This is a genomic window from Roseomonas sp. BN140053, from assembly GCF_047690175.1.
In the GTDB taxonomy this organism is placed as follows: Bacteria; Pseudomonadota; Alphaproteobacteria; order Acetobacterales; family Acetobacteraceae; genus Roseomonas.
In genome coordinates, this window is the sequence record NZ_JBLLEB010000003.1 from 106042 (window position 1) to 119883 (window position 13842).

11 protein-coding genes and 1 tRNA gene are annotated in these 13842 nt (G+C 74.1%); 5 read left to right on the forward strand and 7 right to left on the reverse strand.

The window, feature by feature from the left end:
- Positions 1 to 104 precede the first annotated feature (104 nt).
- Complete coding sequence (dcd, locus tag ACLIBK_RS04470; RefSeq protein ID WP_415386024.1) at positions 105 to 659, reverse strand: dCTP deaminase; 555 nt, start codon at positions 657 to 659, stop codon at positions 105 to 107.
- Positions 660 to 741: 82 nt separating this feature from the next.
- Positions 742 to 984: a hypothetical protein gene (locus ACLIBK_RS04475; protein WP_415386025.1), complete on the reverse strand. Its 243-nt coding sequence runs from the start codon at positions 982 to 984 to the stop codon at positions 742 to 744.
- Positions 985 to 1133: 149 nt separating this feature from the next.
- On the opposite strand from ACLIBK_RS04475, the gene ACLIBK_RS04480 reads away from it, so the two are divergent.
- Together ACLIBK_RS04480 and ACLIBK_RS04485 are read left to right on the forward strand one after the other, a co-directional pair.
- Complete coding sequence (locus ACLIBK_RS04480; RefSeq protein WP_415386026.1) at positions 1134 to 1337, forward strand: hypothetical protein; 204 nt, start codon at positions 1134 to 1136, stop codon at positions 1335 to 1337.
- A 125-nt stretch (positions 1338 to 1462) separates the two neighbouring features.
- A tRNA-Thr gene (locus tag ACLIBK_RS04485) sits at positions 1463 to 1537 on the forward strand.
- A 58-nt stretch (positions 1538 to 1595) separates the two neighbouring features.
- Here the strand turns inward: ACLIBK_RS04485 and ACLIBK_RS04490 are convergent.
- A complete protein-coding gene (locus ACLIBK_RS04490; RefSeq protein ID WP_415386027.1) occupies positions 1596 to 1934 on the reverse strand; it encodes a hypothetical protein in 339 nt (112 codons plus the stop codon).
- Between the two features lie 267 nt (positions 1935 to 2201).
- On the opposite strand from ACLIBK_RS04490, the gene ACLIBK_RS04495 reads away from it, so the two are divergent.
- Positions 2202 to 3725 carry a replication protein RepA gene (locus tag ACLIBK_RS04495; protein ID WP_415386028.1) on the forward strand — a complete coding sequence of 508 codons (1524 nt, stop codon included), beginning with the start codon at positions 2202 to 2204 and terminating at the stop codon, positions 3723 to 3725.
- A gap of 221 nt (positions 3726 to 3946) precedes the next feature.
- Here the strand turns inward: ACLIBK_RS04495 and ACLIBK_RS04500 are convergent, their stop codons facing one another.
- The 4 genes from ACLIBK_RS04500 to ACLIBK_RS04515 form a co-directional block, all read right to left on the reverse strand.
- Entirely contained in the window at positions 3947 to 6184 is a 2238-nt protein-coding gene (locus tag ACLIBK_RS04500; RefSeq protein ID WP_415386029.1) for a xanthine dehydrogenase family protein molybdopterin-binding subunit, read from the reverse strand.
- A gap of 12 nt (positions 6185 to 6196) precedes the next feature.
- Positions 6197 to 7216, reverse strand: a complete 1020-nt coding sequence (locus ACLIBK_RS04505; protein ID WP_415386030.1) for an FAD binding domain-containing protein — start codon at positions 7214 to 7216, stop codon at positions 6197 to 6199.
- Positions 7213 to 7734, reverse strand: a complete 522-nt coding sequence (locus ACLIBK_RS04510; protein ID WP_415386031.1) for a (2Fe-2S)-binding protein — start codon at positions 7732 to 7734, stop codon at positions 7213 to 7215. The genes ACLIBK_RS04505 and ACLIBK_RS04510 overlap by 4 nt, the downstream gene beginning before the upstream one ends.
- A 359-nt stretch (positions 7735 to 8093) precedes the next feature.
- Positions 8094 to 8525, reverse strand: coding sequence for a septal ring lytic transglycosylase RlpA family protein (locus ACLIBK_RS04515; protein WP_415386032.1), 432 nt, complete (start codon positions 8523 to 8525; stop codon positions 8094 to 8096).
- Between the two features lie 276 nt (positions 8526 to 8801).
- Between ACLIBK_RS04515 and ACLIBK_RS04520 the strand changes: the two genes are divergently transcribed.
- On the forward strand, positions 8802 to 10151 hold the full coding sequence (locus ACLIBK_RS04520) for a metallophosphoesterase family protein (protein WP_415386033.1): 1350 nt from the start codon (positions 8802 to 8804) through the stop codon (positions 10149 to 10151).
- 6 nt (positions 10152 to 10157) lie between these two features.
- On the forward strand, positions 10158 to 13655 hold the full coding sequence (locus tag ACLIBK_RS04525) for an AAA family ATPase (RefSeq protein WP_415386034.1): 3498 nt from the start codon (positions 10158 to 10160) through the stop codon (positions 13653 to 13655).
- Positions 13656 to 13842 lie beyond the last annotated feature (187 nt).

Below are 13842 nucleotides of genomic sequence, written 5' to 3' on the forward strand. Positions count from 1 at the left end.
CACCCCACCTTGCCGCCAGCCCTGGGAAACGAAAAAAGATGAGGAGGAGGGTTCGGGAGGGGGAGAATTCCTTCTCCCCCTCCCGATGGTTCCACCCGCCCGTTTCAGAGCCGAGGCAGCGCCACGCCCCGCTGGCGCATGTATTTCCCGGCGCGGTCGGCATAGCTGACCTCGGGCGCGCTGGCTCCCTGCAGGAACAGGAACTGGCAGATTCCCTCGTCGGCGTAGATGCGGGCGGGCAGGGGGGTGGTGTTGCTGATCTCGATGGTCACCTGGCCCTCCCATTCCGGCTCCAGCGGCGTGACGTTCACGATCAGCCCGCAGCGCGCATAGGTGCTCTTGCCCAGGCAGATCACCAGGATGTCGCGGGGGATGCGGAAATACTCGACCGTATGGGCCAGGGCGAAGGAGTTCGGCGGGATGATGCAGGTCGGGCCCTTGCGGGTGACGAAGCTGTCCTCGGCGAAGTTCTTGGGGTCCACCAGGGCGTTGTCGACGTTGGTGAAGACCTTGAACTCGTCCGACACCCGCGCGTCGTAGCCGAAGGAGGACAGGCCGAAGGAGATCACCCCTTCCCGCCGCTGCGCTTCCACGAAGGGCTCGATCATCCCCTGCTCGGACGCCATGCGGCGGATCCAGGTGTCGGGCATGATCGGCATGGTGGGGCGGGAATCCCTGGAAGCGCGCGGTGCGGGCAGTTAGCGCGCCGGGTGCCGCGGCGTCCACCGGCCACGGCGCGGCTCAGCCTTCCCCGCCTTCCTCCCGCGCCCGGGCCTGGGTCTTGCGCCGCCGCAGGTTGTCGCGCAGCGCCCGCGCCAGGCGGGCTTCGCGCGCCGCTTGGGCGGGCGAGGGCGGCCGGGCAGGCGCTGGCCCGGCCGGCACGGTGGCGTCCGGCGGCGGGGCGGGCGCCGGCTCCGCCCGGGAAGAGCGGGACGAGTCGGGTGGCGGGAGCGGGGCGGGGGACGCGTCGTCGCGGTCGGGCATGGCGGCTCCGGGCTGCCGCGCCGGCGCGGCAAGGGCGGGCCATGCGGGCGGGATGGAAACGATCGCGATATGTGCCCGCTGCCCAGTTGTCGAGACGGGCCGGGCATGCCTATCACCCGGCCAGACTGGTTCACACGGAAGGAAAGCCAATGCGGGCAACCATCGCCGTCGCGCTGCTGGTGCTGGCAGGATGCACCACGCCCCCCCCGCCTGCCGCTCCCGCCCCGGCGCCCCGTCCGGAGGAAGCCTTCCGCCCTGCCTGCCAGCAGCGCTGGCAGACCACCTTCGCGGTGGAGAAGTGCATGGTGGACGAATATGACCGCTCGCAGGGCCGCACCCCGCCGGGCGGCTGAGGCCTGAGCGGGCTCCGCCAGCGGGGTTTCCCCGCTGGCGCCCGGTTTTCGCGGGCCCGGGCGCCGCGAAGCGTCCGGGGCCCTTGCTGTGTTCCGGCAGCGAGGCTAGGAAGCGCCCGAATGCTGCTGCTGTAGCTCAGTGGTAGAGCACTCCCTTGGTAAGGGAGAGGTCCAGGGTTCGAGTCCCTGCAGCAGCACCATCCTCCCGGCCGAGTGCCGCGGAGCGCCCCACAGGGCTCCCCCTTTCCCCGACCGTTTCTACTCTTCGGTGTTGTCGCCGTCGGCCAGCTCGAAGGCCGCCACCACATGCGCCAGGTTCACCGTGGCGCGCGACCGTCCCGTGGGCGAGGGCAGCGGCGTGCCGGGGATCGGCCCGGCATCGGCGGGCGCGCTGCACATTTCCACGTCCAGCAGCACGATGCCGGCGTTGGACACGTGGATTGCGTCGATGCGCTCGACCAGCATGGTGTGGCCGGAAGACAGCAGCAGGCCGAAGCACCAGCGGTCCGCCATCATGCGGCCGGCGAACCAGGCAGGCATGACCTCGCCGAGACGCAGGTCGTCCGCCGTCTCGATCGAGTCCCAGGTAATATCCATGGCTTGAGCTTAGGCCCGCCCAAGCCGGCCCCGCAATGCGCGAGGTTGTCCCCGCTGCGCACGGGAAAATCACACGGACGCTATCGCGCCGCTTCTGCAACCGGCGGATCGCCGCCGGGCCGGGCACTGGCCGCGTGCTGCCCGGCCCGGGTCCCTTTCCTGGGCCGGGCATCTGCACTACCTGTTGAAGCAGCACCGACGGCATCCCCGTAGCACTCACGGGCAGGCAGTCCCGCGCGTCGGAACAGTGAGCAGCTCCTCCACTCGATGACCCTTTCCCGTGATTCCTCGCCCGCACCAGCCGGGCAGCAGGACCTCGATATCCTGTGGCACCATCCGGCCTTCTGCCGCCTGGCCCTGCCGCTGCGCGCCCCGGCCGAGAACGCGTGGTCCCGGGACGCCGGGGCCGTCGGCATCGCCATGGGCCCGACCGGCGGCGAGCATCCCCTGCCGGCCGGGCGCAGCCTGCGCCTGCTGCTGCTGCACATCCTGACCGCCGCCCGGCGCGGCGCCAGCGCCGTGGCCGAGATCGGCGCGGGCGTCGAGGCCGTCGCGGCGAATCTGGGCCTGGAGCCCACGGCGGCGCGGCTGCGCGACCTGCGCGAACAGTTCGACCGCCTGACCGCTTCCCGCCTCGGCGTCGCGGAAGGGCGACACCCGGCCTTGCCGGTGCTGGACGCGCGCAGCGGCCGCAACCGCAGCGCGGCCTCGCCCTGGAGCCCCGTGCTGCGGCTGAACCAGCGCTTCTTCGCCACGCTGCAGCGGGACGCGGTGCCGTTGAACCGCCGGGTGGTGGCGGCGCTGGAAGCTTCGGCCACGGCGCTCGACGCCTATGCCTGGCTGGCCTGGGCGCAGGAACAGGCGCGGCCGGACCAGCCGCTGCTGGTGAGCTGGAACGCGCTGCAGCAGCAGTTCGGCACGAGCAGCCAGTCCCCGGCCCAGTTCCGCGCCGCCTTTGCCAATAGCCTGGGCCAAGTACGCGATGCCTGGCCGGAGGTCGTCTTCACGGGCGGCGCGGAGGGCGTGGAGGTGCATGCCACCGCCGGGGCAGCGGCATGCGACGCCCGGCCGGAACCGGCCCGGCCCGCCGAAGCTGCGCCCGAGGCGCCTTCCCCGCCATCGCTGCCGCTGGACGCCCCGGAGCCTGCCCGCGTCCACTCGCCGGACCCCGAGGCGCCGGTCCCGGCGCCCCGGCTGCCCGAGCCCCTGCTTGCCGGGAAGCCGCTCCCCGTCAGCATCGCGGCGGAGTCGGTTCCGGTGGCTGCACCGCTGCCGGCCCCGATCACCCCACCGCCCGCCACGGCGCCGCAGGTTGCGCCGCCCCGGCCCATGGCGTGTCCGGACGCCGTGGCCGCCCCGATGCAGGGAAACCCGGCGCTGACCCCGCAACCCGGCCGCCCTGCCCCGCCGCAGCACCGCGGGGCGGACGAACGGGCTGCCTCGCCGAAGTTCCGTCCGCCCCGCGAGCAGCGCCGCAACAACAAGCTGCGCCTGCCGCCCAACCTGACCGGGCTGCCCTGCGCCATCTGGCTCAAGCGGCAGGAGAACGAGGAAAGCCTCACCATCGAGGTCACGCCCGGCGCGGAATACGACCCGCACAGCCGGTCCTTGCTGGCGGTGGAGCCGATCGTGCAGCAGGTGGTGGGCCACCTGTACCCGGAGGAACTGGACTGGGTGGCGTCCTGGATCGTGATCAACGCCGATCTGATCCAGGACTACTGGGACAGTTCCCTGGCCTCCGACGAGGAGCTGATGCGGCAGGTCCGCCGCCTGCCGACCTCGCGCTGGTAGGGGCTGCTGCGACGCCGCCGAGGCGGCATGCTGTCGCGCTTTCGCCTCGGTCCGATGGAGCCGACGAGCCGGGGGGAGGTATCCCCCCGGACCCCCTTCTATTTTCGTGAGTTTTCCGGTGCGCCCGTGAGCCAGACAGTCCCCTAAAACTCCCGGAAAAAGGAGAGGGGCTCGGGGGAGTTCCCTCCCCCGACCTTCCCTGTTTTTTAGTCTCGGCGATATCAGCCCAGCAGCTTGTCCAGCGTGATCGGCAGGTCGCGGATGCGCTTGCCGGTGGCGTGGAACACGGCGTTGGCGATGGCCGCCGCGGTGCCGCAGATGCCGATCTCGCCCAGGCCCTTCACGCCGATCGGGCTGACGGTGGGGTCGTGCTCGTCCACGAAGATCACCTCGATGTCGCGCACGTCGGCATTCACCGGCACATGGTATTCCGCGAGGTTGTGGTTCATGAAGCGGCCCAGCGCATGGTCGAGCATGCTCTCTTCTTCCAGCGCCATGCCGATGCCGAACACCACGCCGCCGATGATCTGCGACCGCGCCGTCTTGGGGTTCAGGATGCGCCCCGCCGCCACCGCGTCCACGATGCGGGTGACGCGCACCACGCCCAGCTCCTCGTCCACCCGCACTTCCGCGAAGATGGCGGAGTGGGTGTAGGCGGAATAGCGCGCCTGGGTGATCGTGCTGGGGCTGACGGTTTCCTCGATCTCGATGCGCTTCACGCCGCCGGCGCGCATGGCGTCGGGGATGCTGACGAAGCGCGTCGGATCGGCGGTCAGGGCGATGCCGCCGCGCACGAAGATCACGTGGTCCAGGTCGGCATTGGCGAGCGGCGAGTTCTCCATCCACCGCGCGTAGCCGAACAGCTTCTCCCGCACCGCGTAGCAGGCCGCCTGCACCGCGGAACCCGCCGAGGCCGCCGTCCAGGATCCGCCCTGGATCGGCGAGAAGGGCAGGGTGCTGTCGCCGATCAGCGTCGTGACATCCTCCATCCGCAGGCCCAGCGAGTCCGCCGCGAGCTGCGTCAGGATGGTGTAGGTGCCGGTGCCGATATCGGCGGTGGCGGTGGCCACTTCCAGCTTGCCGTCGGCCGTCAGCACGGCGCGGGCGCTGGTCTTCTGCAGCATGGCTTCCCAGACACCGCTGGCCATGCCCCAGCCGATCAGCTCCCGCCCTTCGCGCATGGAGCGCGGCCGCGGGTCGCGCCGGCTCCAGCCGAAGCGCTCGGCACCCAGCTGGTAGGCGGCGCGCAGCTCCTTGCTGGTGTAGTGCTTGTTCTCGTTCTCGTCCTTCTCGGAATAATTGCGCAGCCGCAGCGCGACCGGGTCCATGTCCAGCGTATAGGCCAGCTCGTCCATCGCCGATTCCAGCGGGAACTGCCCCGTGGGCGCCCCGGGGGCGCGCATGTCGGCGGGGGTATAGGTGTCGATCTTGGCCAGTTCGTAGGTCAGGGCGACGTTGTCGCAGTGGTAGAGCAGCCCGGACCAGTTCACCACGACCTCCTGGTAGTCCTCGAAGGAAGAGGTGCCGGAGATCGCGTCGTGCCGGATCGCCTGCAGCGTGCCGTCCGGGTTGGCGCCCAGGGCGATGCTCTGCAGCACGTCCGGCCGGTAGCCGAAGGTGAACATCTGGTCGCGCGTCAGCACCACGCGCACGGAGCGTTCCAGTTCCAGCGCCGCCATCACCGCGAGGAAGAGCTGGTACTGCGGCCGCAGCCCGGAGCCGAAGCCGCCGCCCACATAGGGCGACACCACCCGCACGTCGTCCTTGGCCAAGCCGAAGACGCTGGTGATATAGCTGTGGGTGTTCAGCACGCCCTGGATCTTGTCGTGCACCAGCAGCTTGCCGCCGCCTTCCCACACCACGGTGGTGGCGTGCGGCTCCATCGGGTTGTGGTGTTCCGCCGCGACGTGGAACTCGCCCTGCGCCTTGAAGGGAGAGCGCGCCAGCGCGGCCGCGGCGTCGCCGCGCGGCGGCGGGGGCGGGGTGATGCCGGAGCGCTTCTTGGGCGGCACGTAGGCCTGCGCCTTGGCGCGGTGCAAGTCGGTCTCATGCGCTGTGGCGTCGTATTCCACCTTGATCAGGGAGGCCGCATGCCGGGCGATGCCGAAGTCCTCGGCCACCACCAGCGCCACGGGCTGGCCGCTGTACAGGATCTCGTCGCTGTAAAGCGCGCGGAAGGGCGTGCCGGGCGGCGCCACCTCATCCTGGTAGCTCGCGTCGCGCCAGGCCGTGCGCGGCCGGTTCTCATGCGTGAAGACCTGGATCACCCCCGGCACTGCCAGCGCACCGGAGGTGTCGATGGAGCGGATGCGGCCCCTGGCGATGCTGCCCGACACGACAAAGCCGTGTGCGAGGTCGTGGGCGGAAAACTCGCCAGCATACTTGGCCGCGCCGGTCACCTTGGCGACCCCGTCGACGCGGCGCTGCGGCGTGCCGACCAGGGGCTGATGGATGTTCATGGGATCGGCCCCCTACTGGATGCGCTTGTCGGTCTGCGACTGCGGCGTGCCGGCGGCCGCCTGCCCCAGCGCCCGGATCACCGCCCGTCGGGCGAGGTCGATCTTGAAGCCGTTGTGCTCGTAGCCGCGCGCGTCGCGCAGGATGTGGTCGGCCACCGCGGCGAAGTTCTCCGCCGTGGCCGGCTGCCCTTCCAGCAGCGCCTCGGCCGCCGTGTCGCGCCACGGCTTGTGCGCCACGCCGCCCAGCGCCACGCGGGCCCGCTTGACGCGATCCCCGTCCATTTCCAGCGCCGCGGCCACGGACACCAGGGCAAAGGCGTAGCTCAGCCGGTCGCGCAGCTTCAGGTAGGTGTAATGTTTCGCGAAGCCCTCGGGCGGCAGTTCCACCGCGGTGACGATCTCGTCGGCCCGCAGCTCCGTGTCGCGCTCTGGCGTGTCGCCGGGCAGGCGGTGGAATTCCGCCATCGGGATCGCCCGGTCGCCACCCGCCCCGGTGACGTGCACCGTGGCTTCCAGCGCCGCCAGCGCCACGCACATGTCGGAGGGATGCGTGGCGATGCAGTGTTCGCTGGTGCCGAGGATGGCGTGGATGCGGTTCAGGCCGCCGATCGCCGGGCAGCCCGTGCCGGGCTCGCGTTTGTTGCAGGGCGTGCCCGTGTCGTAGAAGTAGTAGCACCGCGTCCGCTGCAGCAGGTTGCCGCCGGTGGAAGCGGCGTTGCGCAGCTGCGGCGAGGCGCCGGCCAGAATCGTGGAGGACAGCAGCGGGTAGCGCTCCGCCACGCGCGGGTCGTAGGCCAGGGCGGAATTGCTCACCAGCGCGCCGATGCGCAAACCGCCCTCAGCGGTTTCCTCGATGCGGTCCAGGCCGGGCAGGCGCGACACGTCCACCAGCCGGGTCGGCCGCTCGACGTTGTATTTCATCAGGTCCACGAGGTTGGTGCCGCCGGCGATGAACTTCACCGCGCCGCCGCCCGAAGCCTCGCGCACCGCCTCCGCCACCTCGGTGGGGCGGGTCATGCTGAAGCGGTTCATCGCGCCGTCTCCGCGGCCTGGCCCATCACGTGCTCGATCGCCGCGACGATGTTGGGATAGGCACCGCAGCGGCAGATGTTGCCGCTCATGTGCTCGCGGATCTCCTCCGCCGTGTGCGCGTGTCCCTCGCGGATCAGCCCCACCGCCGAGCAGATCTGCCCGGGCGTGCAGTAGCCGCACTGGAAAGCGTCGTGCTCGATGAAGGCGTCCTGCACGGGGTGCAGCGCGCCGTCGGCGCCGGCTAGGCCTTCCACCGTGGTAATCTCCGCCCCGTCCTTGGTAGCAACCAGCACCAGGCAGGAATTGATCCGCTGCCCGTCCAGCAGCACGGTGCAGGACCCGCACTGGCCGTGGTCGCAGCCCTTCTTGGTGCCGGTGAGGTGCAGTTCCTCGCGCAGCAGGTCCAGCAGCGTGGTCCAGGGCTCCACCTGCAGCTCCCGCTTGCGGCCGTTCACCGTCAGCATCAGGGGCAACTTGTCGGGCAGCAGGGAAGCGGCGGCGCCGTGCGTGTCGGGCATGGGAAACTCTCGCTGAAAGGGCGGCCGCCGAGCCGCGTCGCAGCGATCGGCCACATCCCGGAATGGCGCGTTCTGAACGCTCCGCCCCGCGGTGCCGTTTCGCAACCTTCCCTGCGCAGCACGGCGAAACAATCCACCGGCCGCACCCTTTCGCGTGAACGCGGCGCTGTTGCGACGCAGTCGCACGGCGCTGGTTGCCTCCGCCGTGCGGGGGAGAAGTGCAGCAATCCGGGGGAAGTATCCCCCCGGACCCCCTTCTATTTTCGGGAGTTTTCGGGTGCGCCCGCGGCCACCCAGGCACTTTTACACCTGAAAGAAGGAGGGGGCCTGGGGGAGTTCACTCCCCCAGCCTTCCTTCCTTATCCGTGCTCGCCCGCGGCCAGCGGCACGATCTCGACCATCACCACGCCGCGCTGCCGCATGCCCAGCTGCGACGCCGTGCCCGGGCTGACATCCAGCACCCGGCCGCCCAGGTGCGGGCCGCGGTCCTCGATGGTGACCACGGCGCGGCGGCCATTCTCCAGGTTGGTCACCAGCGCCCGGGTGCCCAGCGGCAGGGTACGGCTGGCGGCGGAGGCGGATTGCCGGTCGAAGCGGCGGCCATTGGCCATGCGGCGCCCGTGGAAGCGGTTGGCGTAGAAGGACGCCTTGCCGCGCTGCGTCCGCAGCACCGGATGCGCCCCTGGCACGGTGCGCGCGACGACGTCCCGGCGCGGCGACCCGGCTTCGGCATGGGGAAGGGAAGCGAGGCCCATGGCCAGGCCGATCGCGGCGAGCGCGGCACGTCTCATGCGGTGGTGGTTCCCTGTGTTGTTGATGGGAAGCGGTTTCGGGCCGACGCAGGGGCCGGCCGGGCGCGGCCGGCAGCGCCCCGGGAAAGTTCCGCGGCGTTCCGGCCCGGGAAAGCCGTGCCGGTGGCACGGTTCCGCGGAAAGGCGCGTCACGGGCCCGTGACGCGGGCCGGTGATGCACCGCCCGGCATTGCCGGGGCAACTGTTCTCGCGCCCCGGTCACGCTAGAATGATCGGGATGCCCATCCCCGCCCGCGCCGGCGCCCCCCGTTCCGCATGACCAGCTTCCGTTTCCTCCATGCGGCCGACCTCCATCTCGACAGTCCCTTGCGCGGTCTGGAGGCCGATGCCGCCGCCCCGGCCCGGCGCATCCGGCAGGCCTCCCAGGTGGCGCTGGCGGCGCTGGTGGACCTCGCGATCCGCGAAGGCGTCGCCTTCGTGGTGCTGGCCGGCGACCTCTACGACGGCGACTGGCAGGACTGGCGCACCGGCCAGGCGCTGGTGGCGGCACTGGGCCGCCTGACGCGGGCCGGCATCCGCGTGGTGGCGATCCGCGGCAACCACGACGCCGAGAGCGTGCTGACCCGCTCCCTCGCCCTGCCGGAGGGCGCCCGGCTGCTGGCGGCCGACCAGCCGGAAAGCCTCGCCCTGCCCGAGCACGGGGTGGTGCTGCACGGGCAGAGCTTCGCCACCCGCGACGTGCGCGACAACCTGGCTCGCGGCTACCCCGCGCCGGTGGCAGGGATGCTCAACATCGGCCTGCTGCACACCGCCGCCACGGGGCGCGACGGCCATGCCGGCTACGCCCCCTGCTCGATCGAGCAGCTGGCCCGGCACGGCTACGGCTACTGGGCGCTGGGCCACGTGCACGAGCGCGAGGAGCTGCTGCGCGACCCCTGGATCGTGTTTCCCGGCAACCTCCAGGGCCGCCACGTGAATGAGGCCGGGGCCAAGGGCGCCACCTTGGTCACGGTGCGCGACGGCCGTGTGGTGGCGGCCGAACACCGCAGCCTGGACGCCGTGCGCTGGGCCCGGCTGGAGGTGGACTGTTCCGGCGCCGCCGACGAGGACGCCGCGCTGGACCGCGTGCGCGCCGCCCTCGGGGAGGCGGTGGACGCGGCCGAAGGGCGGCTGCTGGCCGCCCGGGTGACGCTGCGCGGCCCTTGCGCGGCGCATCTCGCCCTGGCGCGCGACCCCGCCGCCACGCGCGAGAAGGTGCGCGCCGCCGGCCTCGCCGTGGCCGATCCGGAAGCGCTCTGGGTGGAGGCGGTGCGCGTGGCCACCCAGCCCGCGGCCGACCTCGAAGCCCTGCGCGCCCGCACCGACGCGGTGGGCCGCCTGGCCCGCGCCATCGAGGCGCTGGGCGCCGCCCTGCCCGAAGCCCCGGCCGATCCCGCCGCCACCCCGGCCGGCCTCGCGGACGACGCGGCCGCGGCGGCCACGTCGCGCGTGGCGGCCCCCGTGGGCGCCTATGCCGCCGCCATGCTCAACCGCGCCGGCGGCCTGCGCGAAGCCCTGGGCGACGGGCACCCGGCCGTGCTGGCCGCGGGCGGGCAGCTGCCGCCGGAACTGCTGCGCCGCGCCCGCGACCTGCTGCTGGCCGAACTCGCGCGCGGCGACGGCTGAGCCGGCATGCGGCTTTCCGCCCTGTGTCTGCGCCGCTACGGCAATTTCGACGCCGCCGAGCTGGAACTGGACCCCGCCCCCGGCCGCATCAACCTGGTGGTGGCCCCCAACGGCGCCGGCAAGTCGGTGCTGCGGCAGGCCTTCGGCGACCTGCTCTTCGGCATCGGCGGGCAAACGCCGATGGGCTTCCGGCACGGCTACGAGGGGATGCAGCTCCTCGCGCGGGGGATCGGCCCGGACGGCGCGCCCTTCGGCTTCGGCCGGCGCAAGGGCCAGGGCAACACGCTGCTGGCGGCCGACGGCACCCCCGGCGACCCCGCCGCCCTGGCGCAGCTGCTGGGCCGCGCCGACCGCGCCCTGCTGGACCAGCTCTTTGCCCTGGATACGGAACGGCTGCGCCGCGGCGGCGCCGACCTGCTGGAATCCGGCGGCGCCCTGGCCGATGCGCTGCTGGCCGCGGCCGGGGGACTGCGCGAAGCCCAGGGGCTGCGGCGCCGGCTGGAAGAGGAGCGCGACAAGCTCGCCCCGCCGCGCAAGCTGGCGCAGCGGCCCTTCTACGCCGCGCTGGACCGCTGGACCGCGCATCGCCGCACCCTGCGCGACGCCATCCTGCGCCCCGACCGCTGGGCCGAGGGGGAGCGCGAGCTGGACGCCGCGCGGGAAACCCGCCGCACCGCCCAGGCCCTGTTCGAGGCCGCGGCGGAAGCGATCCGCGCCGGCGAGCGGCTGCGCCGCGTCCGCCCGCTGCTGCACCGGCTGGACGCGGCCGAGGGCTGGCTGCGCGACCACCCGGACGCCCCCCACCTGCCGCCCGAGCTGGCCGAAGAACTGCCCGCCGCCCGCGCCGCCCAGGCCGCCGCCGCCGCTGCCTGCGACGCCGCGGCGGCGCAGCACGCCGCCCTGGTAGCGCAGGCGGCGGCGATCCGCCCGGACGCGGCGATCCTGGCGCGGCTGGAGGAGATTGCCGCCCTGGCCGGCGCCGCCGGCGCCGCGGAACGCGCCCGCGAGGAGCTGCCGGAGGTGGAGCGCGCGCAGGCCGCCACCGGCGCGGCGGCCGAGCGGCTGCTGCGCGCCCTCGGCCTGGATCTTTCTCCCGAGCAGGCCCCCGGCGCTGTGCCGCCCCGCGCCACCCTGGCCCGGGCGCGCCGCCTGATCGCCGAGGCCGGCAGCCTGGCCGAGGCCGCCGCCCCGATCCCCGCCCGGCTGGCGGACGCGGAGCGCCGGCTCGCCGCCGCGGCCGCCGCGCTGGAGGCCCTGCCGGAAGCCGCCGACGGCGACGGGCTGGCGGCGCTGCTGCTGGAGATTTCCCGCGACGGCGAGCCCACCCGCCTCGCCGCCGCGGCCCGCCGCGCCCTGGAGGAGGCGGAAGCGGCCCGCCGCCTCGCCCTGGCCGCCCTGCCGCCGGCGCTGCGCGCGGAGGAGCCGCCGGCGCCGCTGCCGGACCCCGACGCGCTGGAACGCCGCGCCGCCGCCCTGGCCGCGGCGGGCGCCGCCGGGCGCGCCGCGGCCGCGGACGCCGCGCGCGAGGCCGAAGCCCTGGCCGCCGCCGCGGCGCAGCTGGACGCCCTGCGAGTCGCCGGGCCGCTGCCGGACGCCGCCGCGGTGGCCGCCGCCCGGGCGCATCGCGACCGCGGCTGGGCGCTGCTGGCGCAGCAGCTGGCCGGCGGTGCCCCGCCCGACCCGGCGGCGGCGGTGCGCTTCGCCGGCCCCGCCCCGCTACCCCTGGCCTTCGAGCGGGCGGTGGCCGCCGCCGACGCCGTGGCCGATCGCCGCGCCGCCGAAACCGAGCGGGTGGCGCAGGCCGCGGCGCTGGAGCACCGGATCGAGGGGCAGCGCGCCGCCCTGGCCCGGGCCGAGGCCGCCGCCGCCGCGGCCGAAGCGGCGCTGGCCGCGGCGCGAACCGGCTGGGCGGCGGCATTGGCGCCACTCGGGCTGGAAGGGGATGCGGAACTGCCGGAAGCCCGCCGGGTGCTGGCCGCGCGCGACGCCGCCCTCGGGGCGATCCGCGCCGAGGCTTCCGCCCGCGCCGCGGCGGCGGAACTGGCGCAGCGGCAGGCGGCCGAGGCCCGCCGGCTGCTGCCGCTGCTGCACCCTGCCCCCCCGGCCACGCACGACCTGCGGGCGCTGCTGGACGCCGCCGAAGCGCGGCAGCGCGCCGCCCAGGCCGCGACGCTGGAGCGCGGCCGCCAGCGCGCCGCGCGCGACGCCGCGGCGGAAGCCCTGGACGCCGCCCGGCGCGACCGCGACGCCCTGGCCGCGCGGCGCACCGCCTGGGCGGCGGAATGGGCGGCGCTGCTGCCGGAGCTGCACCGCCCCGCCGGCGAGCACCCCGAGGACACCGCCGCGGTGCTGGAGCTGCTGGAGGAGCTCACCCCGCCGGCGCGCCGCCTGGCCGAGGCGCGGGCCCGCGCGGCGGAGCTGCGCGCCGAGGGCGAAAGCTTCGCCGCCGCCTGCCGCGCCCTTTGCGCCGCGCTGGCCCCCGATCTCGACCCCGGGGCGCCCTTCGCCGCGGCGCGCGAACTGGACCGCCGCGGCCGCGAACAGGCCGGGCGGCAGCAGAGCCGCGCGCTGCTGCTGGAACAGGCCGCTGCGGCGGCGGCCGCCCTGGACGCGGCGCGCGACGCCCTGGGCCGCGCGGAAGCGGGCCTGCGCGACGTGCTGGCCCGCAGCGGCGCCGCCACCGCGGAGGAGGCCGAGCGCCGCATCGCCCTGGCGGTGGAGCGCGCCCGCCACGCCGCCGCCCGCGACGCCGCCCTGGCGGAACTGTTCGAGGCCGGCGACGGCCTGCCGCCCGAAGCGCTGCGCCGCGCCGCCGCCGAACAGCCGCCTGAGGCCGCCGACGCCGCCCTGGCCGAGGCGCGCGAGGCGCAGGCGCGGCACGGCTTGGCGGCGCAGGAGGCCGCGGCCGCCGCCACGCGGCTGGAAGAGGCCATGAAGCGCCTGGCCGGGGACGACGCCGCCCTGGTGGCTCGCGCCGGCGAGGAGAATGCCAGCGCCGCGATGGGGGCGGCGCTGGACGACGCGCTGCTGCTGCAAACCGCCGCCAGCCTGCTGGACGCCGCCCTGGCCACGGTGGGGGAGGCGGGGGACGACCGGCTGCTGCGCCGGGTCGGCGACAGCTTCGCCGCGCTGACGGAGGACGCCTTTTCCGGCGTCGCCTCGCACGAGGACGGCCGCGGGCAGGCGCGGCTGTTCCTGCGCGGCCCGCACGGCGAGGTGGCGGTGGACGGCCTGTCCGAGGGCACGCGCGACGCGCTGTTCCTGGCGCTGCGGCTGGTGGCGATCGAGGACCACCTGGAGGGCGGGGTGGCGCTGCCCTTCCTGGGCGACGACATCCTGCAAACCTTCGACGACCGCCGCGCCGCCGCCGCCTTCCGCGTGCTGCTGGGCTTCAGCGAGCGGGTGCAGGTGATCCTGCTGACCCACCACCCGCACCTCGCGGAACTCGCCCGCGCCACGCTGCCGCCGGGGACGCTGTTCCTGCGCGAGATCGCCCCGGGCTGAAGCCGCGTCGCGCGCTGGTTCCGGCCCGGTGAAGGCAGCAAGCCGGGGGGAAGTATCCCCCCGGACCCCCTTCTATTTTCGGGAGTTTTTGGGGTGCGCCCGTGGCCACCGGGGCACTTTCACTCCCGAAAAAAGGAGGGGGTCTGGGGGAGTTCACTCCCCCGGTCTTCTCCGTCCCATCGGCCTG